We start from the raw sequence: 23,279 nt of genomic DNA on the forward strand, positions 1-23,279 counted from the left end.
GCTTTATTTGCCGGTGAACTTCGGCTTGCGCTTTTCCATGAACGCCTGGCGGCCCTCACGAAAATCCTGCGAGTCCATGCAGTCGGTGCCGACCTGCTTGATCGCGGCCATGTCGCGTTTGTCGGGATCCTTCAGCACCTGCGCGATGGTGATCTTGGCGGCCTTGATGGCGAGCGGCGCGTTGCCGGAGATCGTGCGCGCGATCTCCATGGTCGCATCCCACAGTTCGGTATCGGGTGAAACGCGATCGACAAGGCCGATCCGCAACGCTTCCGCGGAATCGATCTTCATACCCGTATACATGATCAGCCGCGCCCATGACGGCCCAACCAGCGAGACCAGATGGCGCAAGCCGTCATAGCCATAGGCGATGCCGAGCTTGGCTGCGGGAATGCCGAACTGGCTGTTGTCGCTGGCGATGCGAATATCGGCCGCCATCGCAACCTGCATGCCGCCGCCGAGGCAGAAACCCCTGATGCAGGCGATGATCGGCTTCGGATAATTCGCCAGCAATGCGCGCTGGGCTTCGCTCTTTTTCGAGTATTCTTCCGAGGCTGCCGCATTGTGGCGGACTTTTTCGAACTGGCTGATGTCCGCGCCCGAGACGAAGGCCTTGTCGCCGGCTCCGACCATGATCACGACGCGGACATCATCGTTGTCGCGCAGCTCGATCAGCGCATTGCCGAGCCCTTCCCACATGTCCAGCGACATCGCATTGCGCTTCGCGGGATTGTTGAAGGTGATGACCCCGACGCCGTCAGTGACGCTTTGGAGAATCTTGCCGTCGGCATAGGATTTTTCGGTGTTGTTTTCGTTGTTCTTGGGAACGTCAAGCATGGGTTCAGCTTTCGGAGTTGTAAGAGGATGCGGTCTGCGGTTCAGACGGTGGTGATGAAGGGGTCAAATTTCGCACGTGCGAAGGCGGGCCGGGCCTGTATTTTAGTCCACCATTCGCTGACGCGGGGATGTTTCTTGGGCGCGACTTCATCGGGCGCGATTTCCTCATCCAGCCGCTTCACGAACGGCACCGCGGCGATATCGGCGATCGAATAGGCCGTGCCAACCATCCAGCCGGACGGCTTCAGCGCTTCTTCCATCTTGTCCAGCAACTGCGTGACCAGTCTGGTCCGCGCGGCGTCGCGCTCTTCCTCGGTGTAGGGCTTGCGCGCCACCCGCAGCCAGGCTTCCTGGCGTTCCTTGCTCGGGATGTTCTTCAGCTTCTCGGCCAGTTCCGCATCGGTCCATTGCGACGCCGTCTTCTGCAGATGATGGCGCCAGTTGAAGATGATGAGATTGCCGATCAGGCCGTCGATATGCCGGATCCAGTTGCGCATCTCGGCGCGCAGGTAGGGCGTATCCGGCCGCAGCGGCGGATCGGGGTAGGTCTCGTCGAGATATTCGCAGATCGTGCCGCTTTCGTGCAGCGGCTTGCCGTCATGGATCATGGTCGGGATCACGCCGAGCGGATTGATCTTCAGGTATTCCGGCGAATGATGCTCCAGGTTCGCCATGTCGACCACATGGCCTTGATAGGCGAGGCCCTTTTCCTCAAGGCACAGCCGGACGCGGCGCGAAGCGCTCGAGCGCCAGCCGTGATGAAGAACGATCATGCGGAAACTCCGCGCAATTCGGGGAGGCTCAGACGCCAAACGTGTCGCGCCACTTTTCGGTGAGCTCGGGAATGCCCTTGATGATTTCAGCAATCGTCGGGCGGATGGTCTTCAATTCGTCGAGCTTCTTGAAACCGGCGGGTAGCACGGTGTCGCGCCGCAACGGGATGCCGAATTCCTCGATATCTTCGGCTGCGGTATCGCTGGAATAGAGAAATTCCATGAACAGTTTTGCGGCGTTGGGATGCTTGCTGTTCTTCAGGACCGCTGAACCGGAGATCATCAGCACCGAGCCTTCCTCAGGGTAGGATACCGCGATCGGATTGCCCTGCGCGGCATTGCGCAGCACCAGCGCGGACGGGCTGGCGCCAATGCTGCGCTCGCCCGACACTTGAACGGTTACCGTGTCGATGATGGAGCGGCCGACATGCGGCTTCAGCGCCGCCAGTTGCTCGAAGTAGTCCCAGCCGTAGAGTTTGTTCATCTGCACCACCCAGGTGCCGACGAAACCCGAGAAGCCGGGATGGCCGACCACCGACTGGCCCTTCCATTTCGGATCGATGAATTCCTTCCAGCTTTTCGGCGCCTGTTCCGGCTTCACCTTGTTGGTGTTGTAGGCAAGGCCGACAGTGGTGGCGTTGACGATCTGGTAGGCGTCATCGGGATCGACGCCGTGAAAGCGGCTGTCGATCTGGTCGATCGATCGCATCTTGTAGGGCATCAGGACGCCGCGGTCCTTCAATGCCACGAACTGTCCCATGTCGGTGGTGGAGAACACGTCACAATTGGCGGCGTTGGCCTGAAGGTCCTGGCTCAGCCGCTGATAGGCGACCTGCGCCGTCGACCGCACCACATTCACCTTCACGCCGGGGAAAGCCTTGGAGAAGATCGCCCCATGCTTCTCGGAACGGTCCGACGGCCAGTAGACGCTGTACCAGGTCAGTTCGCCTTCCTGCTTTGCCTTGGCGTAGAGTTCGGCGATGTAGTCGGCTTGCGCGGAAGCGGGCCGCAATCCCATCAGCGCAAGCGCGGTTCCGGTCAGAAAGTTTCTTCGGTTCAGCATGGCGTTCCCTGCAAGCTGACGCGCCCGGGCGTCTTCGTCTCGACGCTCTCGGGCGTCTTCGAAAGCCATTTCAGCATTGATTTAATGTGTGCGCAATGCTCTTGTATGTATACATAGAGGAACCCGCGATGCGCGCCAGAACCAGCGATGCCCTGCGTAAGGAGATCGAGGACGATATCGAGCACGGCCGGCTGTCGCCGGGCGACAAGCTCGACGAGCAGACGCTGGCGGAGCGGTTCGAGGTGTCACGCACGCCGGCGCGCGAAGCCCTGCTGCAACTGGCGGCGGCCGGCATCGTGCGGCTGGTGCCGCGACAGGGTGCTGTGGTCTGCAGCGTGTCGCCGCAACTCGCCATCGGGATGGTGGAAGTGCTGACCGCGCTGGAAGCGGAAGCGGCCGGGCTCGCGGCCCGGCGGATGTCGTCGACCGAGAAGGCGCAGCTCGCCAAATTGCACCTGGCGTCGCAGGCCGCGGTCAAGCGGCTGGACAGCCCCGCCTACATCAAGAACAACGCCGCCTTCCATGCTGCGATCTACGAGGGGGCGCGCAACGAATTCCTGGCCGAACAGATCCGGGCGACGCGGTTGCGGATGCGCTTCTATCATCGCTCCAGCCTCTATCAGCCGGCGCGTCTGAAGGCGTCGTTCCAGGAGCACGCGCGCGTCGTGGAAGCGATCAAGAGCGGCGACGACGCGCAGGCTCAGCAGCTGATGCGCGAGCACATCCTGTTCGGCGGCCGGGTGTTCGCCGACCTGATCGCCAATCTCACCAACCGAAAGCCCTGACATCATGAAGACTGCCGTCGTTCGCATTCACCGCCATGGCGGGCCCGAAGTGCTGCAATATGAAGTGGTCGACCTGCGCGATCCCGGTCCCGGCGAGGTGCTGCTGAAGCAAACCGCGATCGGGCTGAACTTCGCCGATACCTATCAGCGCGAAGGCGAGGCCGGGCCGCATGATGCCGGTAGCCTGCCGGTCGTGCTGGGCGGGCAGGGCGCCGGCGTGGTCGAGGCCACAGGCTCTGGCGTTTCCGGCTTCAAGGTGGGCGACAGGGTCGCCTATATCCATCCCGGCGCCTATGCCGAGCGCCGCGTCGTGCCCGCCGACAAGTTGTTGCATCTGCCGCCGGGGATTTCCGACCAGGTGGCGGCGGCGGCGCTGTTGCGCGGCCTGACGGCCGAATATCTGGTGCGGCGGCTCTACCGGATAAAGCCCGGCGATACCGCGCTGGTTCATGCGGCTGCGGGCGGCATGGGGCTGTTGCTGGGGCAATGGGCAAAAGCGCTCGGCGCGCGCGTGATCGGCACCGTCGGCGCCGATAGCAAGGTCGAGATCGCCAAGGCCCATGGCTGCAGCGACGTGATCGTCTATAGCCGTGAGGACTTCGCCGCCCGCACCATGGAACTGACGGATGGCGCAGGCGCCGACGTGATCTATGACGGCGTCGGCAAATCGGCGTTCCTGAAATCGCTCGATTGCGTGAGACCCATGGGCATGGTGATCAGCTATGGCACGGCGTCAGGCAATGTCGGCGCCTTCGACCTGCAGCTCCTGCATCGCAAGTCCATCATCGTGACGCGGCCGACGCTGCGCACCTGGATCGCCAAGCGCAGCGACTACGAGGCGGCCGCGGCTGCGTTCTTCGACGCGGTGATGTCAGGCAAGGTCCGCGTCGAGGTCAACCGCTCTTACGCGCTGCGCGACATCAAGCGGGCCCATCAGGAGCTGCACAGCCGGGCCACGGTCGGCCCGGCCATCATTATCCCATAACGGGGCTTTTATTTTTTGAGCATGATCTTTTCGAAAAACCGGTACCCACTTTTTCGGATCATGCTCTACTGCGTCATATGCGCCGTCAGCGGATGGGCGGCGGCCTTGTTGAAGAAGGCGGCTTCCTCCGCGGTCGCTTCCAGCAGCTGTTCGTCCTGCGCATAGATGTCGTTGCGGAACTGCACCGTCTGGTCCTTGGTCATCCACGCCGTCAGGTAGATCCAGGCCACCGGAATCTTTTTGGTGACGCGGATGTCATGGCGCTCGCCGGTCGCAATCGCCGCATCGATCGCGGCGCGGCTCCATTGCGGCTGATCCTTCAACAGCCATGCCGCGAGGTCGCGCACATTGTCGACGCGCGAGCAGCCGTGCGAATCGAAACGGTAGTCGTCGTTGAACAGGTTGCGCTGATTGGTGTCGTGCATGTAGACCGAATAGGAATTCGGCATGTCGATCTTGACGGCGCCGAGTGCGTTCCAGGTGCCGGACTGCTGGCGCACCGTGAAGTTCGGCGTGTGGGCGCCGGACCAGTCGACCGACTGCGGATCGATCGGCGCATCGTTGGCGCCGAGCACGTCCATGTGCATGCGGGACAGATAGGTCGGGTCCTTGCGCATATGCGCGGAAATCTCGCTCTTGGCGATCGACGACGGCACGGTCCAGGTCGGGTTGAGATTGACGCTGGTGATTTCGGCGGTCAGGGTCGGCGACGGTTTTTCGGTCTTGCCGACGATGACGCGATAGCGCCGCACCACCTTGTCGTCCTCGACGGCCTCGGCAAACGTCGCCGGGATATTCACGACCACATAGCGCTGGCCGAACGGAAAGTTGATGTTTTCGAGGCGCGTCAGCGAGGCTTCGAGCTGCTTGATGCGCTTCTGGATGGAAACGTTGAGCGCGGCCAGGGTGCGCGGAGTCACCGTTCCGGTCAGCGCCAAGCCGTGGCGGGCCTGGAAGCGCTTGACGGCTTCGGCGAGAGCATCGTCGTAGGCGCCGGAGGCCTTGTCGGCGGCAAGATCGCCGGTGACGATCAGTCGCTTGCGCAACAGGTCGTCATTCGGCCCCTGGACTCCCTGCGCGAATTTCGCGTCGGCGGGAATGGTCGGCCATCCGCCGCGTACCGCCAGATCCGAGTAACTGAGCGCGGCGTCGCGGATCCGCTGCGCGCTGCCTTCGTCGAAGGTCGGTTCGTGCGAAAGCGCCAGCGCTGCGGCCGAACGTGATTCCGGCGTCGATGTAGCGACGGCGGGCTTTGGCGGCGCCGTATGCGCGGCCGGCGCTGTGCCCGCCGCTGCGGCCGGGTGGGGCGCTGCCGGTGAACTCGCCGCAGATCCGGCGCCTTGGCCAAACGCCGGCCCGGCCACGAGCCATGCGGCCATGGCAACGATTGTCATTCTCTGCATGTCAGACTTCCCTATGTCAGGCTTGTTCGGAATGTGCGCGATGCGCGGGAGTTGAAATCAAATGCCCGGCCGCCCGGACTGAACGAATGAGCTAGGCTGCTCCACGACAGCGTTTGGCAAGGATTACCCCATGAGAGTTGCGGTAAGATTAAGTTGCCGTTGCGGCTGTTGCACTGCCGCAAATCCCCAGGCCTAAATCTGAAGCTCAAATTTGGAGCTTCGATCCAAAGCCGGCGGATCGCCGTGATTGGACTTTTGTCTCCTTTGATATGTCGCCGCGGCGGCTATGGTGGTTCGCAACAGAATCAAGAAAAGCGTGACTGGGAGAACGGCATGCCGTTGACGCGCCGGGAAGCGATTGCAGGGTGTGGCGGAGCGTTGGCTTGGCTCGCAGGTTCACCGTCGTCGGCGCAATCGGCCTATCCCGCCCGGACCATCAAGATGATCGTGCCTTATCCGGCCGGCGGCACCACCGATCTGCTCGGGCGGCTGGTTGCCGACCAGCTCAAGAGCGGCCTCGATGCAACCGTCATCGTCGAGAACAAGCCGGGAGCCGGCACGACGCTCGGCGCCGATCAGGTCGCCAAGTCCGACCCGGACGGTTACACGCTGTTGATGGCGACCTCGACCACGCTCGCCATCAACAAGACGCTCTACAAAAAACTGCCTTACGATCCCGCGAAGGATTTCGCGCCGATCGCGCTGGTCGCCGGCGTCCCCTTTGCGCTGATCATCAATCCCGCGATCCCGGCGAAGACGCTCGTCGAATTCATTGCCTACGCCAAATCAAAACCGGGACTGGCCTACGGCTCGGCCGGTAACGGCAGCCCGCAACATCTTGGCGCCGAGATGCTGAAGTCGGCGGCGGGTATCGATATCAGGCACGTGCCCTATCGCGGCAGCGTGCCGGCCATGCTCGACGTGATCGCGGGGCATATCCCGTTCATGGTGGTGGATCTGCAGCCGGCGCTGCCGCAGATCCGCGAAGGCAAGGTGAGGGTGCTCGGCGTGACCACGCCAAAGCGCGTCGCCGCGGCCCCCGACATTCCGACGCTTGCCGAAGCCGGGCTTCCCGGCTTTGAACTGGTCGCCTGGCAGGGCGTGGTGGCGCCGTCGGGCACGCCGCGCCCGATCGTCGATGCGCTGGCGGCGCAGATCGCCAAACTGATGGCCGATCCCGCGATGCGGCACAAGTTGACGGCGATGTCGCTGGAGCCGCTGCCGCCCTCGACACCGGATGGTTTTGCCGCTTACATCAAGACCGAAATCGAACGCTGGGCGGTGATCGTACAGAACTCCGGCGCCGAGTTCGAATGACGCGACGAAAGATCAAGAAAACAAAGAAGTCTTGAAATGACTCACCTGCAGGCGCACCGCCCGTGCCCGACATGAATGATCCCGATGTCCTGATCGTCGGCGCCGGACCGGTCGGGCTGACGCTTGCGATCGACCTCGCCTGGCGAGGTATCGCCGTGACCGTGGTGGAGACGCGCGCGGCTGCCGCGCCGCCCGAGCCGAAATGCAATCACGTCGCTGCCCGTACCATGGAGATCTTCCGGCGGCTTGGCCTCGCCGACAAGGTCCGCAATGCCGGATTGCCGGCGGATTATCCGCACGACATCAGCTACCGCACCTCGTTCACGGGCCAGGAGCTGACACGGATTCATATTCCCTGCCGGCGCGACCGTTTTACGGCGACCGAGGGCCCCGACTGCAACTGGCCGACGCCGGAGCCGCCGCACCGCATCAACCAGATCTTTCTGGAGCCGATCCTGTTTGCGCATGCAGCCGCGCAGTCGCGCATCCGCATCATCAGCCGCACCACGGTCGGAGATGTCGTGATCGCGGACGATGGCGCGCGCGCAGGCTTGCGTGACCTCGACACCGGCGCGGTTACGCCGGTGAACTGCCGCTACCTGATCGGTTGCGACGGCGCGCGCTCGATCGTTCGCAAGGCGATCGGCGCCGAACTGTCCGGCGATGCCGTGATCCAGCGCGTGCAGTCGACCTACATCCGCGCGCCCGGGCTGATCGATCGCCAGCACAGCGCGCCTGCCTGGGGTACCGGGTCGATCAATCCGCGCCGCTCGGGCATGGTCTATGCGATCGACGGCCGCGAGCGCTGGCTGGTGCACAATTACATGAAGCCGGGCGAGGGCGATTTCGACGAGGTCGATCGCGATGCCTGCCTGCGGACCATCCTCGGCGTGGAAGACGGTTTCAACTACGAGATCATCTCGAAGGAAGACTGGTATGGCCGCCGGCTGATTGCCGATAAATTTCGCGACCGCTGCGCCTTCATCGTCGGCGACGCCGCCCATATCTGGGTGCCCTATGCCGGCTACGGCATGAATGCCGGCATTGCGGATGCCATGAACCTTTCATGGCTGCTGGCGGCTCATCTTAATGGTTGGGCGCCGTCGGCCATCCTCGACGCCTATCAGGCGGAGCGGTGGCCGATCACCAGCCAGGTCTCACGGTTTGCGATGTCGCACGCGGAGGCCGAAATCCGCCGCCGCGGTTCGGTGCCCGACGAAATCGAGCAAGCGGGACCGGAAGGTGAGCGCGCGCGCCGCGAGGTCGGCCGTCTCACCTACGAAATTAATGTTCAGCAATATGCCTGCGCCGGGCTCAACTTCGGCACCTATTATGATCGTTCGCCGATCATCGCCTATGACGGCGCCACCCATCCGGCCTACACGATGGACAGCTACACGCCGTCGACGGTGCCGGGTTGTCGCACGCCGCATCTGTGGTGCACGGACGGCCGCTCGCTCTATGACGCGATGGGGCCGGAATTCACGCTGTTGCGGTTCGATCCCGCCGAAGACGTCGCGGCGCTCGAAGCCGCCGCACGGCTCAGAGGCGTACCGCTCAGGATTCTCGACGTCGAACGGCCGGACTCTGCCATCTCAGATGGCTCTGCCATCTACGATGGCGACAAACTGGTTTTGTCCAGGCCGGACCAACATGTGGCCTGGCGCAGCAACAGGCTACCCGCCGATTCTCTCGCAACGATCGATCGGGTCCGCGGTGCCGCGATCCAGGCGCGATAGCGCCCATAGCGTTTTCGAGCGAAGTGGGCGCCGGTTCGCGTAAAGAAAACGCGTCAAACAAAAGAGTAGAGCCCGGTTCTGATTCAATCAGAACCGATAAGGCTCTAGGCTTCGTTGGCGGCAATCGATTCCATCAGGGATACCAGCTGACGCTGAACGGTCTGGTCCTTGATCTTGCTGTAGGCGCGCAGCAACCGCAGGCTGAACGAGCTGTCGAGGAACAGCAGACTTTCGACTTCCCGCGCCTTGCCGTCGCCGTCGTAGAAGAACGTCACTGGCACGTCGAGCGCGGTGGCGATTTGCTGCAGACGGGCAGCGCCAACGCGGTTGACACCCTTTTCGTACTTCTGGACCTGCTGGAAGCTGACGCCGAGTTTGTCGCCGAGCTCTGCCTGCGAAATCTTCTGCTCTACGCGCCGCAAGCGAATCCGCTTGCCCAATTCAATGTCGGGTTTGCCGGCACTACGCTGCTTCATCTTCTTTGCTGCTGATCTGATCATTCTGGTTTTACCGTCCTTCGATCCGAAGCCCTGAAATAGATCAGGGGTTCATCCCTAGTTACTGCGTTAAGTCCGTATCGACCCGTGAATTCGCCGTAGGAAACCCAGGAGTCCTGAGAGCCGGATGGTAGCCAAAAACGCTCGCGCGCATTGGAGGCATCCTGATACCGGCGCTGTCAGCCAAACTCAACCGTTGGCGCCCGGGGCGTCATTGACGAAAACCCCGCATCCTACATGTGCCAAAATATCGGTCCGACCACAACCACCGCGAGTTAGATGGACACAGATTTTGAGAGCATACTTACTATCGGCAGGCTATCCTATCCTTCCACCGGGCCAACCAGCCGTCCAGCACCTCGATATCGGTACTACTACGGAGGTAGGCGGACCCGCATCGACCGGCCCGGCGCTCGCCCGTTGCGCCGTGTCAGCCCGCCGTGACGTCGACCACCTCGGCGCCGTCGAGCACGCGTCGCGCCTTGTCGCGGTCGAGATCGTTTTCCCATGCCGCGACGACGACGGTCGCCACGCAGTTGCCGATCAGGTTGCCGAGCGCACGGGCCATGCCGATGAACCAGTCGACCGACAGCACCAGCACGAGGCCGATGGCGGGAATGCTGGGCACCGCATTCAGCGTCGCCGCCAGAATGACGATCGCGGAACCGGGCACGCCATGCGCGCCCTTTGAGGTGATCAGCGAGACGCCGAGCACCAGCAGCAGGTCGCCGAACGACAGCGGCGTGTTGGTGGCTTGCGCGATGAACACGACCGCCAGCGTCAGATAGATCGAGAACGCATCGAGGTTGAACGAGTAGCCGGTGGGGATCACCAGGCCCACGACCGAGTCCTTGACGCCCATCCGTTCCAGCTTGCGCATGATCTGCGGGAGCACGGCGTCGGAGGAGGCGGTGGCGAGAACGATCGTCAGTTCCTCGCGCAAATAGGACAGGAATTTGAGAATATTCAGCCCGGCCAGCGCCATCACGCCGCCAAGCACGCCGAAAACGAAGATCGCCACCGAAACGTAGAACAACGCGACCAGCGACAGCAGTTGCTTGAGCGAGCCGACGCCGTATTTTCCGACCGTATAGGCCACGGCGCCAAGCACGCCAAGTGGCGCGACACGTACGATCAGGCCCATCGTGCGGAACAGGACGGTCGATACGGCGTCGATGAACGACGTGATTTTTTCGGCCTTTTCGCCGCCGACCAGCGCCAGGCTGGTGCCGAACAGGATCGCGAAGAACAGCACCTGCAGCACGTCGTTGCGGGACAGCGCGTCGAACGACGTGGTCGGGATGATGTTCATCAGGAAGCTGCCGATGCCGCCGCCCTGCAGCTTGTGGGCATTGTCGGCGTAGTTGCCGAGCGCCTTGGCGTCGAGCGTCGAGGTGTCGATGTTCATGCCGTGGCCGGGACCGAACAGGTAGGCCAGCAGCAGGCCGACGACGAGTGCAACCGTCGTCATGGTCTCGAAATAGACCAGCGCCTTGACGCCGACCCGTCCGACCTTCTTCAGGTCGCCGGCGCCGGCGATGCCGTGCACCACGACGCAGAACACGATCGGCGCCACGATCATCGAGATCAGCTTCAGGAAGGCGTCGCTGAAGATCTTGAGCGCAACGGCAAAATCGGGCGCGGCGATGCCGAGCACGATTCCGAGCAGGAGCGCCGCCAGCACCTGGACGAAAAGAGAGGTGTAGAGCGGCTTGCGCGCTTCTGTTGGTGCCGGTGCTGCGATCGTCGACATGGCCTGCTTCCCCGATTGGTTTCGGACCAAACACAGCAAACTATATGCCAAGAAGCGGGTAGCCCGCGTTATCGGGAAACGCGCGCGAAACCGCCGGCTCGACCGCACCATCGGCCGCTCAAGCCATTGCCTCGATTGCGGAATCCAGCCACCGTCAGCCCTCGTTTTCGAGCGCGCAGCTCACCGTGTAGACGACGCCATGGGGCAAAAAATCGACGGTGGCCTCGCCGCCGAGCTGGTCGCGGGCACTGCGCTCGATCAGCCGCGACCCGAAGCCGCGCTGCACCGGTGCCGTAACGTGGGGCCCCCCGGCCTCGGTCCAGATCATGCGCAGTTTGCGTCCGTCGCCTTCCCAAAGCACTTCCCAGTCCAGCGCGACGGTGCCGATATCGTTCGACAACGCGCCGTATTTGGCGGCATTGGTCGCGATCTCGTGCACGATCATCGACAGGATCACGGCTAGCCGTGGCGACAGCGGAACCGTCGGCCCGGACATCCGCATCCGTTCCGGATTGTTGAGCAGGTACGGCTGCAACACCCGCGCCACCACGTCCTGCAATTCGGAACCCTGCCATTTCTCCTGGCTCAGCAGATTATGCGCTTCCGCCAGTGCGCCGAGCCTCCCTTCGAATTTCTCGCGCTCGGCCCGGCTCGCGCTGCGGAAGGTTTGCGTCGCGATCGACTGCAGGATCGCAAGTGTGTTCTTGACCCGATGGTTGAGTTCGTCGATCAGCAGGTCGTGCAGCATCTCGCCGCGGGCGATCGCGGTGGCCATTCGCACCGCAAAGGCGAGGCCGACCATCAGCAGCACGCCGCCGATCACGCTGGTGATTGCGAGACTGCGCCATAGTGGGGCGACCAGCGAGCTTTCTGCAATGCCGGCGGCAACCGTCCAGCCGGTCAGCGAAGAGCGCGCCACGCTGGTGATCAGCGGGACGCCCTCGAGCGACACCGCCGAAAACGTCGCTTCGGGGTTGTGGAACATCTCTGCATAGAGCGAGGGCGAGGCGCGCTGTCCTATGGTTTCCAGCGAATTCGGCACGCGCGCAAGATTGATGCCTTCGCCGTCGAAGATCGAGATCGTCCAGTCCTTGCCCGGGCGCTGCTGCTCGATCATGGCCTGGAATATCTCGATCGGCGGGCTGAACGAGATGTCGTAGATCACTTCACCGTCGCGAATGACCGGAACTTCGACCGTCACGATCAGGCGCTTCTTGATCGCGCCGCTGAACAGGTTCGAGTAGGCCGGCCTCTTTTCCGCAAAGACCTTGTCCACCATCGCGCGGTTGTTGCGTAGCGGCAGGTCGGCGGTTTCAGACGTGACGGAAGAGAATACCAGGCGGCCTTCGCGATCCGCTACCAGCACGACGCCGCCTTCGGCATATTGCTCGAGAAAGCCTTGCGCCATCCGGCGGAAGCCGTTGAGATCACGATCACGCAGCGCATTGGTCAGCGACAGAACCTGCAGCGCCCCGGTCATGCGCAGCATTTCGGCATCCAGCACCAGGCGGATGCTGCGCACGGTTTCCCCGACGCGCTGCGTGGCGTCCCTGCGATCCTGCTCGTAATTATTGTAAACGATGCCGGCCGCGAAAATAATCAGCGGCAGTGTGGTTCCCGCGACCAGAAGTGCGAGACGCACTGGCAGTGAGAGTTTTGGCAATGCACGTCCCGGATCGGATCGGCCCAATAACGTCAAGCATAGGAGAAGCGGCCGAAATCCGCCAAGGATATTAATCAGTTCAGGACAGCGGGCGGGTTCCACGACGCCTGTCTTGGGCGTCGCGGAACCCGGATCTGCTTCTATAGATTGCTGTCGCTGATCGCGGCATACACCATCGTGCGCAGTTCGCGCCGCAGCGGATAGGCGCTCGATGGCAACACCTGCGTCATGAAGATGGTGATCAGCTCTTCCGCCGGATCGATAAAGAACGACGTGGTCGCAGCACCACCCCAGTTGAATTCGCCGGGACTGCCGGCGATCAGGGTCTGCGCCGGATTCATGGTGACGGCAAAGCCGAGACCGAATCCGATGCCGTTATAGGCCGCCTCCGAGAACATCGAGCGCGACATGGCCGGCAGGTCGACGCCGCCGGGCAGGTGGTTCGACGCCATCAATTTCAGCGTCTTCGGGCCCAACAATCTCACACCGCCGAGTTCGCCGCCATTGAGCAGCGCGCGGCAGAAGGTGAGATAGTCGGCCGCGGTCGAGCACAGGCCGCCGCCACCGGAAACAAGGGAGGGCGGTGAAAGGAACGAACTCGTGGCAGGGTCGTCCTGCAGCGTCAGCGTGCCCTTGCGATCGGCCGCGAGCGGATTGAAACCGCCTTGCGGGTCGGCCGAATAACAGGCCGCGAAGCGATGGGCCTTTTCCTTCGGCACGAAGAAGTCGGTATCGTTCATGCCGAGCGGGCCGAGGATCCGTTCCTTCAAAAACTGCTCGAACGGCATTCCGCTGATCTTGCCTACGAGATAGCCGATCACGTCGGTGGCGACCGAATAGTTCCAGGCCTCACCCGGCGAAAATTCCAGCGGAATCTTGGCGAGGTCCTCGATCATCGATTGCAGCGTGCCGGCCTTGATCACTTCGCCGATCTTGTTCTCGCGATAGGCGGCGTCGACATTGGAGCGTTGCTGGAAGCCGTACGTCAGACCAGAGGTGTGGCGCAGCAGGTCGACGATCAGCATCGGCCGCGACGGCGGCCGGGTCAGAAAGGCTGGGTAGGTGCCGGCCAGGAACACGCCGAGGTTCTTCCATTCCGGAATGTATTTATGGACGGGCTCGTCGAGCGCGACGCGGCCTTCCTCCACCAGCATCATGAAGGCCACCGACGTGATCGGCTTGGTCATGGAATAGATCCGGAAGATCGTGTCTTCCTTGACCGGAACCTTGCGCTCGACGTCGGCAAAGCCCTGCACCGTCGAGTGGACGATCTTGCCGCGCCGATAGACCAGCAACTGCGTTCCGGGGAAGCGGCCGGCATCGACATAGCGCTGCTTCAGGTGATTTTCGAGACGGTCGAGCGCCGGCTTGGACATTCCGGCGGATTCGGGCGAGGCGGGGGTGGGGGCTAACATCAGGGGCTGATCTCCTGCAGGCTGGGTACGGACCTAGATAGCCGAAAAGTGTAGCCTGTTCCAACGGCCTGAGCATACCCATGGGATACCCTTGGGCCGAACGGTGCTATAGGCTGGCAGAGCCATTCGCGCAGCCCGCAGGACAGCCAAAATGACCCAGTTCAACGAGACCGAACTCACCGCCGCCGTGATCCGCAGCTTCGACGATACCCCGGATCCGCGCGCCAAATTCCTGCTGCAGGAACTGGTGAAGTCGCTACACGACTATGTCAGCAAGACCGGTCTCACCTTCGAGGAATGGGAATACGCGATCGATTTCCTGACCCGGACCGGGCAGAAATGCACCCCGATCCGGCAGGAGTTCATTCTGCTCTCCGACGTGCTCGGCGTCTCGATGCTGGTCGACGCCGTCAACCACCGGGAGCGCGAAGGCGCCACCGAGACTACCGTGCTTGGCCCGTTCTATGTCGGCGAGCACAAGGTGATGCCGCACGGCACCGACGTCTCGGCCAATCTGCCGGGCGAGCGGATGTTCGTGCAGAGCCGCGTCACCGACCTCAACGGCAAGCCGTTGGCCAATGTGCCGGTCGACATCTGGCACGCCGATGACGAAGGCTATTACGATTCACAGCGGCCGACCTATGCGACCGAAGGCCCGTCGTCGCGGGCGCGCTTCGTCACCGACGCCGACGGCCGGTTCTTCTTCCGCACCATTCTGCCGTGCAGCTATCCGATTCCAACCGACGGTCCGGTCGGCGAGATGATCCTCCAGGTCCGCCGTCACCCGATGCGGCCGGCGCATGTGCATTTCCTGGTCAATGCGCCAGGCTACGAGCCTTTGATCACGCACGTCTTCATCGATGGCGACAAATATCTGGATTCCGACGTGGTGTTCGGGGTCAAGGACGAGCTGGTTGCGAAAATCGAAAAACGTACCGATGCGCTGATGCCGGACGGCAAGCCAGCGGAGGTTCCGTGGCACCTGATGACGTACGAATTCCACATGAAGCCCGGCCAGGGCGCCGCGCCGAAACCGATGGCGGCGAAGGCCCAAGAACACGCTTGAGAACACGCTTGAGAACACGCCTGAGAACACGCCTGAAGCCGCTTTGAAAGCACCTGCTCAATTCTTGTGCGCCGCACAAGAATTGAGCGAATCGCAAATTTTGGGTGCTGGCGCCGGTGTTTGCGAGCCGTTCAGCCTAACCCATACTTCGCTGAAATATATCAGTTTTTTGTAATGCGGGAGGCTTGGCACGAAGCTTGAATAGCTTGTGCTGACGCCATTGTAGCCGTCCCTCGAGACCAATCATCCGAATTGTAACGCCGCAACTCCGGGGCCTCCCCGGAACGCGCCCCTGTGCGCCCCGCGGCTTTGCCAAACGGACGGCCCGCTCAGATGCAAAGGACAGCGATACCCATGACGAAGCCCACACTTCCGACCTCCCGCGGCCTCAGCCGTCGTCAGCTCCTGAAAGCGACCGGTGGCACGGCCGCATTGCTCGCCGCTGCGAAGTTGAATTTCCCGGCCGGCGCCTTCGCGCAGGGCGCGGGTCCGGAAGTGACCAAGGCGACGCTCGGCTTCATCGCGTTGAGCGATGCCGGGCCGCTGTTCGTCGCCAAGGACAAGGGCCTGTTCGCCAAATACGGCATGCCCGACGTCGAGGTCGCCAAGCAGGCGTCGTGGGGAACGACCCGCGACAACCTCGTGCTCGGCGGTGAAGGCAACGGCATCGATGGCGCGCACATCCTGAGCCCGATGCCGTATCTGATTTCGGCCGGCAAGGTGACGCAGAACAACCAGCCGACGCCGATGTACATCCTGGCGCGGCTCAATCTCGATGCGCAGTGCATCTCGATCGCCAAGGAATATGCCGACCTCAAGATCGGAGCCGACTCGTCGCCACTGAAGGCGGTATTCGAACAGAAGAAGGCGGCCGGCAAATCGGCGAAGATCGCCATGACCTTCCCGGGCGGCACGCATGACCTGTGGATCCGTTATTGGCTGGCCGCCGGTGGCATCGATCCCGACAAGGACGTCGAGACCATCGTGGTGCCGCCGCCGCAGATGGTGGCCAACATGAAGGTCGGCACCATGGACGCCTTCTGCGTCGGCGAACCCTGGAATTTGCAGTTGATCCACCAGGGCATCGGCTACACCGCCGTCAATACCGGCGAGATCTGGAACAAGCATCCGGAGAAGTCGCTCGGCATGCGCGCGGCGTGGGTCGACAAGAATCCGAAGGCTGCCAAGGCCATTCTGATGGCGGTCATGGAAGCCCAGCAATGGGCCGACAAGATGGAGAACAAGGCTGAACTGGCGGCCATCATGGGCAAGCGGCAGTGGATGAACTGCCCGGTCGAGGACGTACTCGATCGCAGCGCCGGCAAGTTCGACTACGGCCTGCCTGGCAAGGTGGTCGAGAACTCGCCCCACATCATGAAGTACTGGCGCGACCATGCCTCCTATCCGTTCCAGAGCCATGACCTCTGGTTCATCACCGAGGATATCCGCTGGGGCAAGTATGAAGCCGGTTACGACGCCAAGGCGCTGATCGCCAAGGTCAACCGTGAAGATCTCTGGAAGGATGCCGCCAAGGAGCTCGGCGTTGCGGCCGCCGACATTCCGACCTCGACCTCGCGCGGCAAGGAGACCTTCTTCGACGGCAAGGTGTTCGACCCGGAGAATCCTGCGGCGTACCTCAAGTCCCTGTCCATCAAGCGTGTTGACGTCTGATCCAGGCAGGGCCGCGCGCTTCCCGTGTGCGGCCCGCCCCCTGAACACGGAGATACACTTTCAATGTCGATGCCTGCCATGAAAGCCGAAGCCTCTGCGGTGGCGATTCCGACGACGGTGGCCACCGCGGCGCCGGTTGTGACGATGACGCCGAAGCGGACGCCGCGCACTGAGAAATACGCCAAGATGGCGAAGGAGACCGCGGCGCACGTCGTGCCGCCGCTGATCGTTCTGGCGCTGTTGATGCTGTTCTGGGAGCTGGTTTGCCGCCGCACGGGATCAACCCTGCCGCCGCCGTCGAAGGTGTTCAAGGACACCAAGGAACTGATCCTCGATCCGTTCTTCGACCATGGCGGTATCGACAAGGGCCTGTTCTGGCATCTGTCCGCCAGCCTTCAGCGCGTCGCGCTCGGTTATTCGATCGCCGCCGTCGTCGGCATCGCGCTTGGCACACTGGTTGGACAATCGGTCTGGGCGATGCGCGGCCTCGATCCGCTGTTCCAGGTGCTGCGCACGATTCCGCCGCTGGCCTGGTTGCCGCTGGCGCTGGCAGCGTTCCGTGACGGCCAGCCCTCGGCGATCTTCGTAATCTTCATCACCTCGGTGTGGCCGATCATCATCAACACCGCCGTCGGTATCCGCAACATCCCGCAGGACTACCGCAACGTCGCCGCCGTGGTGCAGCTCAACCCGCTCGAGTTCTTTACCAAGGTGATGATCCCGGCCGCAGCCCCCTACATGTTCACAGGCCTGCGCATCGGCATTGGGCTGTCGTGGCTTGCCATCGTCGCCGCCGAAATGCTGATCGGCGGCGTCGGTATCGGCTTCTTCATCTGGGATGCTTGGAATTCCTCGCACATCAGCGAAATCATCCTGGCGCTGTTCTACGTCGGCATCATCGGCTTCGTGCTCGACCGACTGATCGCGGCGCTCGGCAAGTTCGTGACCCGCGGCACCGCCGCGAACTGAAGGAACATGTGATGCAGGCCTATCTGAAGCTCGACCACATCGACAAGTCCTTCACCCGCGGCAACGCCACGACCGAGGTGCTGAAGGAAATCAACCTGACGATCGACAAGGGCGAATACGTCTCGATCATCGGACATTCCGGCTGCGGCAAGTCGACGATGCTCAACATCGTCGCCGGCCTCACCGGCACCACCAACGGCTGCGTGCTGCTGGAGAATCGCGAGGTCAACGCGCCGGGGCCGGATCGCGCGGTGGTGTTCCAGAACCACAGCCTGCTGCCCTGGCTGACGGTCTATGAAAACGTCAAGCTCGGCGTCGACAAGGTGTTCGCCTCCAGCAAGAACAAGGCCGAGCGCGACGCCTGGGTGATGCACAATCTCAACCTGGTGCAGATGGCCCACGCCAAGGACAAGCGGCCGTCGGAAATTTCCGGCGGCATGAAGCAGCGCGTCGGCATCGCGCGCGCGCTCGCGATGGAGCCGAAGGTGCTTTTGCTCGACGAACCGTTCGGCGCGCTCGACGCGTTGACCCGCGCGCATCTGCAGGATTCGGTAATGGCGCTGCACCAGAAGCTCGGCAACACAATCCTGATGATCACGCATGATGTCGACGAGGCCGTGCTGCTGTCGGACCGCATCGTGATGATGACCAACGGCCCGAGTGCGCGGATCGGCGAAGTGCTGGAAGTGCCGCTGGCCCGTCCGCGCAAGCGGCTCGAGCTCGCGACCAATCCCGGCTACCTCAAGTGCCGCCAGCGCGTGCTCGAATTCCTCTACGAACGGCATCGCTTCGTCGAGGCGGCGGCGTAGGCCGCTTCTTTCCGGCCGTTGCACCTTGAACCAATATTGCGGACTTCACGACCAACCGGTTCACCTTTGAGACTTAAGGAGAATTGAGATGAATCCGACGCAGATAAAACTGGTTCAGGACAGCTTTGCCAAGGTCGCGCCGATCTCGGAACAGGCCGCGGTGCTGTTCTACGGCCGCCTGTTCGAAGTCGCGCCGTCGGTACGCGCGATGTTTCCCGATGACATGACCGAGCAGCGCAAGAAATTGATGGCGACGCTCGCGCTTGTCGTGGGCGGCCTGAGCAATCTCGAAGCCGTGCTGCCGGCCGCGAGCGCGCTCGCCAAACGTCACGTCAGCTATGGCGCGAAGCCCGAGCACTATCCGGTCGTCGGCGGCGCGCTGCTGTGGACGCTGGAAAAGGGATTGGGCGACGCCTGGACTCCCGATGTCGCCAACGCCTGGACCGCGGCCTATGGCACGTTGTCCGGTTACATGATTCAGGAAGCCTACGGCCGCGCTCAAGCCGCCGAGTAGGAATACGAGGATACGCCGTGAGCGAACCGCTTGTAATTGTCGGCAATGGCATGGCCGCCGCCCGTCTGGTCGATGAGCTGGCGAAGGTGGCGCTCGGTCGCTACGCCATCGCCGTGATCGGCGACGAGCCGCGGCTGGCCTATAACCGCGTGCTGCTGTCGTCGGTCCTTGCGGGCGAAACGACGACGCAGGATATCGAACTGCGGCCGGCGTCGTGGTGGAGCGCGCGTGGCGTCACGCTGAAATACGGTTGCCGCGCGACCGAGATCGATGTCGGCCGCCGCGAACTCAAGATCGCCGGCGACGAGAGCATCCCGTTCTCCAAGCTGGTGCTGACGACGGGCTCGTCCGCGCTGCGGCTGAACGTGCCCGGCGCCGATCTCGCCGGGGTACATACCTTTCGCGACAGCCGCGATGTCGATCTGCTGCTGACGCTGGCGGCGCAAAGGAAGCGCGTGGTGGTGGTCGGCGGCGGATTGCTCGGCCTCGAAGCGGCCTATGGGCTCGCCAAGGCAGGCGCGCCGGTGACGCTGATCCATCTGATGGACCGTTTGATGGAACGTCAGCTCGATGGGTCGGCGGCGGCGCTGCTGAAATCGCTCGTCGAACGCAAGGGCATCGAGATTCTGCTCAACGCCAACACGGCGCGGATCCATGGCGAGACGCGGGTCGAGGGCGTCGAACTGGTGGACGGCCGCCGGATCGATGCCGACGCCGTGATCTTCGCCGCCGGCATCCGGCCCAACATTGCGCTGGCCAAGGAAGCCGGCATCTCCGTCAACCGCGGCATCGTCGTCGACGATCATCTGCAAACCGGTGCTGCCGATATCTTTGCGATCGGCGAATGCGCCGAACATCGCGGCACCTGCTACGGGCTAGTCGAGCCGGCCTACGAGCAGGGGCGGGTGCTGGCGCAGCATCTCGCCGGCCGCGAAGCCTCTTATGGCGGCAGCATCGTCGCGACCAATCTGAAGGTCTCCGGCGTCAGCGTATTCTCGGCGGGCGACTTCATGGGCGGCGAGGGCAGCGAAGCCATCGTGCTTACCGACATCAACTACGGCACCTACAAGAAGCTTGTCATCACGGACGGACGATTGACCGGCGCGGTCCTGATCGGCGATGTCGGTGACGCGCTGTGGTATCTCGAATTGATCCGCACCCGGCAGCCGACGCAGAAAATTCGCGCCGACATGATGTTCGGCCGCTCGCTGGCGCTTCGTTCAGAGGCGGCATGACCGGATCAGCCCCATGAGCGTCGTCGATCCCGATCTCCGCGCCGTCAGCACCACCTGCGCCTATTGCGGCGTCGGCTGCGGCATCCTGGCGACGCCCGACGGCCGAGGCGGAGCGGCGATATCGGGCGATCCTGATCATCCCGCCAATTTCGGCCGGCTATGCTCGAAGGGCTCGGCGCTCGGCGAGACGCTCGGCCTGACCAATCGTCTGCTGTGCCCGATGATCCGCTGCGACAAGGGCAACATGGAGCGCGTGGCCTGGGGCGACGCGCTCGACCATGTCGCGCATCGGTTTCAGCACATCATTGCGCGCGACGGTCCGGGGGCGGTCGCGTTCTATCTGTCCGGCCAGTTGCTGACCGAGGACTATTACGTCGCCAACAAGCTGATGAAGGGCTTTCTCGGCAGCGCCAATGTCGATACCAATTCGCGGCTCTGCATGGCCTCGTCGGTGGCCGGCCACCGCCGTGCGTTCGGCGCCGACACCGTGCCCGGCTGCTATGAAGATCTCGACGAGGCCGATCTTTTGGTGCTGGTCGGCTCCAACGCGGCGTGGTGCCATCCGGTGCTGTACCAGCGCATGCTTGCCAACAAGCAGGGGCGCGGCGCCCGCATCGTGGTGATCGATCCGCGCCGGACCGATACCGTCGGCGATGACGATCTGTTTCTGGGATTGAAGCCGGGCACCGACACCGCGTTGTTCAGCGGCTTGCTGGTTTACCTCGCCGATCAGGGCAAGCTCGACCAGGGTTACATCGTGGCTTACACCTCCGGTTTCGACGATGCGCTTGCCCGCGCGCGCAGCATGGCCGGCAGCGTCGGCGCCACCGCGCTGGCGACCGGCCTCTCCGAGGCCGATGTCGCCGCCTTCTTCCAAATCTACGCCAACACGCCGCGCGTGGTGACGCTGTATTCGCAGGGCGTCAACCAGTCGGCGCAGGGCACCGACAAGGTCAACGCCATCGTCAACTGCCATCTCGCCACGGGGCGGATCGGCAAGGTCGGCGCGTCGCCGTTCTCGCTGACCGGTCAGCCCAATGCGATGGGCGGCCGCGAGGTCGGCGGGCTCGCCAACCAGTTGGCGGCCCATATGGCGTTCACGCCGCCCGATATCGATCGGGTGCGCCGGTTCTGGAAGGCGCCGCGCATCGCCACCCATGAAGGGCTAAAGGCCGTTCAGATGTTCGAGGCGATTGCGCGCGGCGAGATCAAGGCGCTGTGGGTGATGGGCACCAACCCGGCGGTGTCGCTGCCCAACGCCGACGTCGTCCGTGAGGCGCTGAAGAAGCTCGAACTGTTCGTCGTGTCCGAGAACGTGACGTCCAACGACACGGTCGATGCCGGGCCGCATGTGCTGCTGCCGGCGCAGGCCTGGGGCGAAAAATCCGGCACCGTGACCAATTCCGAGCGGCGGATCTCGCGGCAGCGCGCCTTCATGGATGCGCCGGGCGAGGCCAAACCTGACTGGTGGATCCTCGGCGAAGTCGCCAAGCGGCTCGGCTTCGGTGCCGCGTTCAACTTCAATTCGGCGGCGGATATTTTTCGCGAGCACGCCGCGCTCTCCGCCTTCGAGAACGAGGGCGAACGCGACTTCGACATCGGCGGGCTGAAGGCGCTGTCGGACGAGGCGTTCGACACGATGGCGCCGGTGCAATGGCCGATCCGGCTCGATGCGCAGCCGCAGGCTCGCTTCTTTGCCGAGGGCCGCTTCTTCGCCAACGACCACAAGGCCCGCTTCATCGCGCCGGAAGTCCCAGTGCTGCGGACCGAGACGACGGCGGCAAGGCCGCTGCGGCTCAACACCGGCCGGATCCGCGACCAGTGGCACACCATGACCCGCTCGGGCGAAAGCCCGCGGCTCGGCCAGCATCTGCCGGAACCGTTCGTCGAGGTTCATCCCGACGATGCCGCGCGGCACGGCGTTGCCGATGGCGATTTCGCGCGGGTGACGACCGACTATGGACAATGCACGCTTCGCGTCGTCGTCAGCGAGCGGCAGCAGCGCGGCATGCTGTTCGCGCCGATCCACTGGAGCGAAGCCAACGCGACCGGCGCGCGGGTCGGTTCGCTGGTGGCGCCCTACACCGATGCGTTCTCCGGCCAGCCCGAGAACAAGGCGACCCCGGCGTCGATCACGCCTTACGAATATGTCTTCCGCGGCTTTGCGTTGTCGCGCAAGCCGCTCGCATTGCCCGCGCATGCATGGGCGGTGCGCGTTGCGGTCAATGGTGGTTACGGCTATCTGTTCGCCGACAACGCCGACCTGAAGGGCTGGCAATCCTGGCTGAAATCGTTCACGCCGGACGATCTCGCCGAATACAAGGATTTCGGCGGCGGCGTCTATCGCGCCGCGGCGTTTGCCGGCGACCGCATCGAGACCTGCCTGTTCATCGGGCCGGCGCGCGATGCCGGCGACTGGAACGTCGTCAAGGGCCTGTTCGCGGCGGATGCACTCTCGAACGACCAGCGCCGCCTGCTGCTGTCGGGCAAATCGGCCGACGGCCTCGCGGATGCCGGCCCGATCGTCTGCGCCTGCTTCGGTGTCGGCCGCAACACCATCTGCGAAAGCATCGCCGGCGGCGCGCGCTCCGCCGCTGATATCGGGGCGAAGCTGAAGGCCGGCACCAACTGCGGCTCCTGCATTCCGGAACTGAAGCGGATCATCGCGCAAACCGGGGCGGCGGCTGTGCCGCAGCAACTGGTGGCTGCCGCCAATTGAGATATCTCAACCGTCATTGCGAGCCAACGGGTCGTGCGAATGCGCGCCCGATGACAGGCTCCGCGA

The 23,279-nt window shown here is 63.3% G+C and carries 19 protein-coding genes; 11 read left to right on the top strand and 8 right to left on the bottom strand.

From position 1 onward, the window contains the following. Positions 1 to 3 precede the first annotated feature (3 nt). Genes FFI89_RS10030 through FFI89_RS10040 form a run of 3 tightly spaced genes read right to left on the bottom strand, consistent with a single transcriptional unit; the run spans position 4 to position 2,673 of the window. Positions 4 to 837 carry an enoyl-CoA hydratase gene (locus FFI89_RS10030; protein ID WP_138835173.1) on the bottom strand — a complete coding sequence of 278 codons (834 nt, stop codon included), beginning with the start codon at positions 835 to 837 and terminating at the stop codon, positions 4 to 6. Positions 838 to 878: 41 nt separating this feature from the next. Further along, positions 879 to 1,610, bottom strand: a complete 732-nt coding sequence (locus FFI89_RS10035; RefSeq protein WP_210249100.1) for a glutathione S-transferase family protein — start codon at positions 1,608 to 1,610, stop codon at positions 879 to 881. 28 nt (positions 1,611 to 1,638) lie between these two features. Next, complete coding sequence (locus tag FFI89_RS10040; protein ID WP_138835175.1) at positions 1,639 to 2,673, bottom strand: ABC transporter substrate-binding protein; 1,035 nt, start codon at positions 2,671 to 2,673, stop codon at positions 1,639 to 1,641. A 128-nt stretch (positions 2,674 to 2,801) separates the two neighbouring features. On the opposite strand from FFI89_RS10040, the gene FFI89_RS10045 reads away from it, so the two are divergent. Both FFI89_RS10045 and FFI89_RS10050 read left to right on the top strand, forming a co-directional pair. Next, positions 2,802 to 3,458: a GntR family transcriptional regulator gene (locus FFI89_RS10045; RefSeq protein ID WP_138835177.1), complete on the top strand. Its 657-nt coding sequence runs from the start codon at positions 2,802 to 2,804 to the stop codon at positions 3,456 to 3,458. A gap of 4 nt (positions 3,459 to 3,462) precedes the next feature. Further along, a complete protein-coding gene (locus FFI89_RS10050; protein ID WP_138835179.1) occupies positions 3,463 to 4,443 on the top strand; it encodes a quinone oxidoreductase in 981 nt (326 codons plus the stop codon). Positions 4,444 to 4,508: 65 nt separating this feature from the next. Here FFI89_RS10050 and FFI89_RS10055 read toward each other — a convergent pair whose 3' ends face one another. After that, positions 4,509 to 5,846, bottom strand: a complete 1,338-nt coding sequence (locus FFI89_RS10055) for a murein L,D-transpeptidase (protein WP_246669410.1) — start codon at positions 5,844 to 5,846, stop codon at positions 4,509 to 4,511. Between the two features lie 333 nt (positions 5,847 to 6,179). Here FFI89_RS10055 and FFI89_RS10060 point away from each other — a divergent pair, with 333 nt between their 5' ends. Further along, on the top strand, positions 6,180 to 7,163 hold the full coding sequence (locus FFI89_RS10060) for a tripartite tricarboxylate transporter substrate binding protein (RefSeq protein ID WP_138835181.1): 984 nt from the start codon (positions 6,180 to 6,182) through the stop codon (positions 7,161 to 7,163). A gap of 71 nt (positions 7,164 to 7,234) precedes the next feature. Next, positions 7,235 to 8,902, top strand: a complete 1,668-nt coding sequence (locus tag FFI89_RS10065; protein ID WP_138836252.1) for an FAD-dependent oxidoreductase — start codon at positions 7,235 to 7,237, stop codon at positions 8,900 to 8,902. A gap of 104 nt (positions 8,903 to 9,006) precedes the next feature. Here the strand turns inward: FFI89_RS10065 and FFI89_RS10070 are convergent, their stop codons facing one another. The 4 genes from FFI89_RS10070 to FFI89_RS10085 all read right to left on the bottom strand — a co-directional run bounded on the left by FFI89_RS10070 (position 9,007) and on the right by FFI89_RS10085 (position 14,230). Next, complete coding sequence (locus FFI89_RS10070) at positions 9,007 to 9,402, bottom strand: helix-turn-helix domain-containing protein (protein ID WP_138835183.1); 396 nt, start codon at positions 9,400 to 9,402, stop codon at positions 9,007 to 9,009. Positions 9,403 to 9,829: 427 nt separating this feature from the next. Next, a complete protein-coding gene (locus tag FFI89_RS10075) occupies positions 9,830 to 11,152 on the bottom strand; it encodes a dicarboxylate/amino acid:cation symporter (RefSeq protein ID WP_138835185.1) in 1,323 nt (440 codons plus the stop codon). A gap of 154 nt (positions 11,153 to 11,306) precedes the next feature. Next, on the bottom strand, positions 11,307 to 12,815 hold the full coding sequence (locus FFI89_RS10080; protein ID WP_138835187.1) for a sensor histidine kinase: 1,509 nt from the start codon (positions 12,813 to 12,815) through the stop codon (positions 11,307 to 11,309). Positions 12,816 to 12,955: 140 nt separating this feature from the next. Beyond that, positions 12,956 to 14,230, bottom strand: a complete 1,275-nt coding sequence (locus FFI89_RS10085; RefSeq protein ID WP_138835189.1) for a serine hydrolase — start codon at positions 14,228 to 14,230, stop codon at positions 12,956 to 12,958. 151 nt (positions 14,231 to 14,381) lie between these two features. On the opposite strand from FFI89_RS10085, the gene FFI89_RS10090 reads away from it, so the two are divergent. The 7 genes from FFI89_RS10090 (at position 14,382) to FFI89_RS10120 (ending at position 23,213) form a co-directional block, all read left to right on the top strand. Next, positions 14,382 to 15,296 carry a dioxygenase gene (locus FFI89_RS10090; protein ID WP_138835191.1) on the top strand — a complete coding sequence of 305 codons (915 nt, stop codon included), beginning with the start codon at positions 14,382 to 14,384 and terminating at the stop codon, positions 15,294 to 15,296. A gap of 354 nt (positions 15,297 to 15,650) precedes the next feature. After that, a complete protein-coding gene (locus tag FFI89_RS10095) occupies positions 15,651 to 16,967 on the top strand; it encodes a CmpA/NrtA family ABC transporter substrate-binding protein (protein WP_138835193.1) in 1,317 nt (438 codons plus the stop codon). Positions 16,968 to 17,030: 63 nt separating this feature from the next. Further along, complete coding sequence (ntrB, locus tag FFI89_RS10100; RefSeq protein WP_138835195.1) at positions 17,031 to 17,936, top strand: nitrate ABC transporter permease; 906 nt, start codon at positions 17,031 to 17,033, stop codon at positions 17,934 to 17,936. 11 nt (positions 17,937 to 17,947) lie between these two features. Then, entirely contained in the window at positions 17,948 to 18,745 is a 798-nt protein-coding gene (locus FFI89_RS10105; RefSeq protein ID WP_138835197.1) for an ABC transporter ATP-binding protein, read from the top strand. Between the two features lie 88 nt (positions 18,746 to 18,833). Then, positions 18,834 to 19,259, top strand: a complete 426-nt coding sequence (locus FFI89_RS10110; protein WP_138835199.1) for a globin family protein — start codon at positions 18,834 to 18,836, stop codon at positions 19,257 to 19,259. Between the two features lie 17 nt (positions 19,260 to 19,276). After that, positions 19,277 to 20,494 carry an NAD(P)/FAD-dependent oxidoreductase gene (locus tag FFI89_RS10115; protein ID WP_138835201.1) on the top strand — a complete coding sequence of 406 codons (1,218 nt, stop codon included), beginning with the start codon at positions 19,277 to 19,279 and terminating at the stop codon, positions 20,492 to 20,494. Between the two features lie 13 nt (positions 20,495 to 20,507). Then, positions 20,508 to 23,213: a nitrate reductase gene (locus FFI89_RS10120; RefSeq protein WP_138835203.1), complete on the top strand. Its 2,706-nt coding sequence runs from the start codon at positions 20,508 to 20,510 to the stop codon at positions 23,211 to 23,213. Positions 23,214 to 23,279: the final 66 nt, after the last annotated feature.

The organism is Bradyrhizobium sp. KBS0727 (assembly GCF_005937885.2).
Taxonomy (GTDB): domain Bacteria; phylum Pseudomonadota; class Alphaproteobacteria; order Rhizobiales; family Xanthobacteraceae; genus Bradyrhizobium.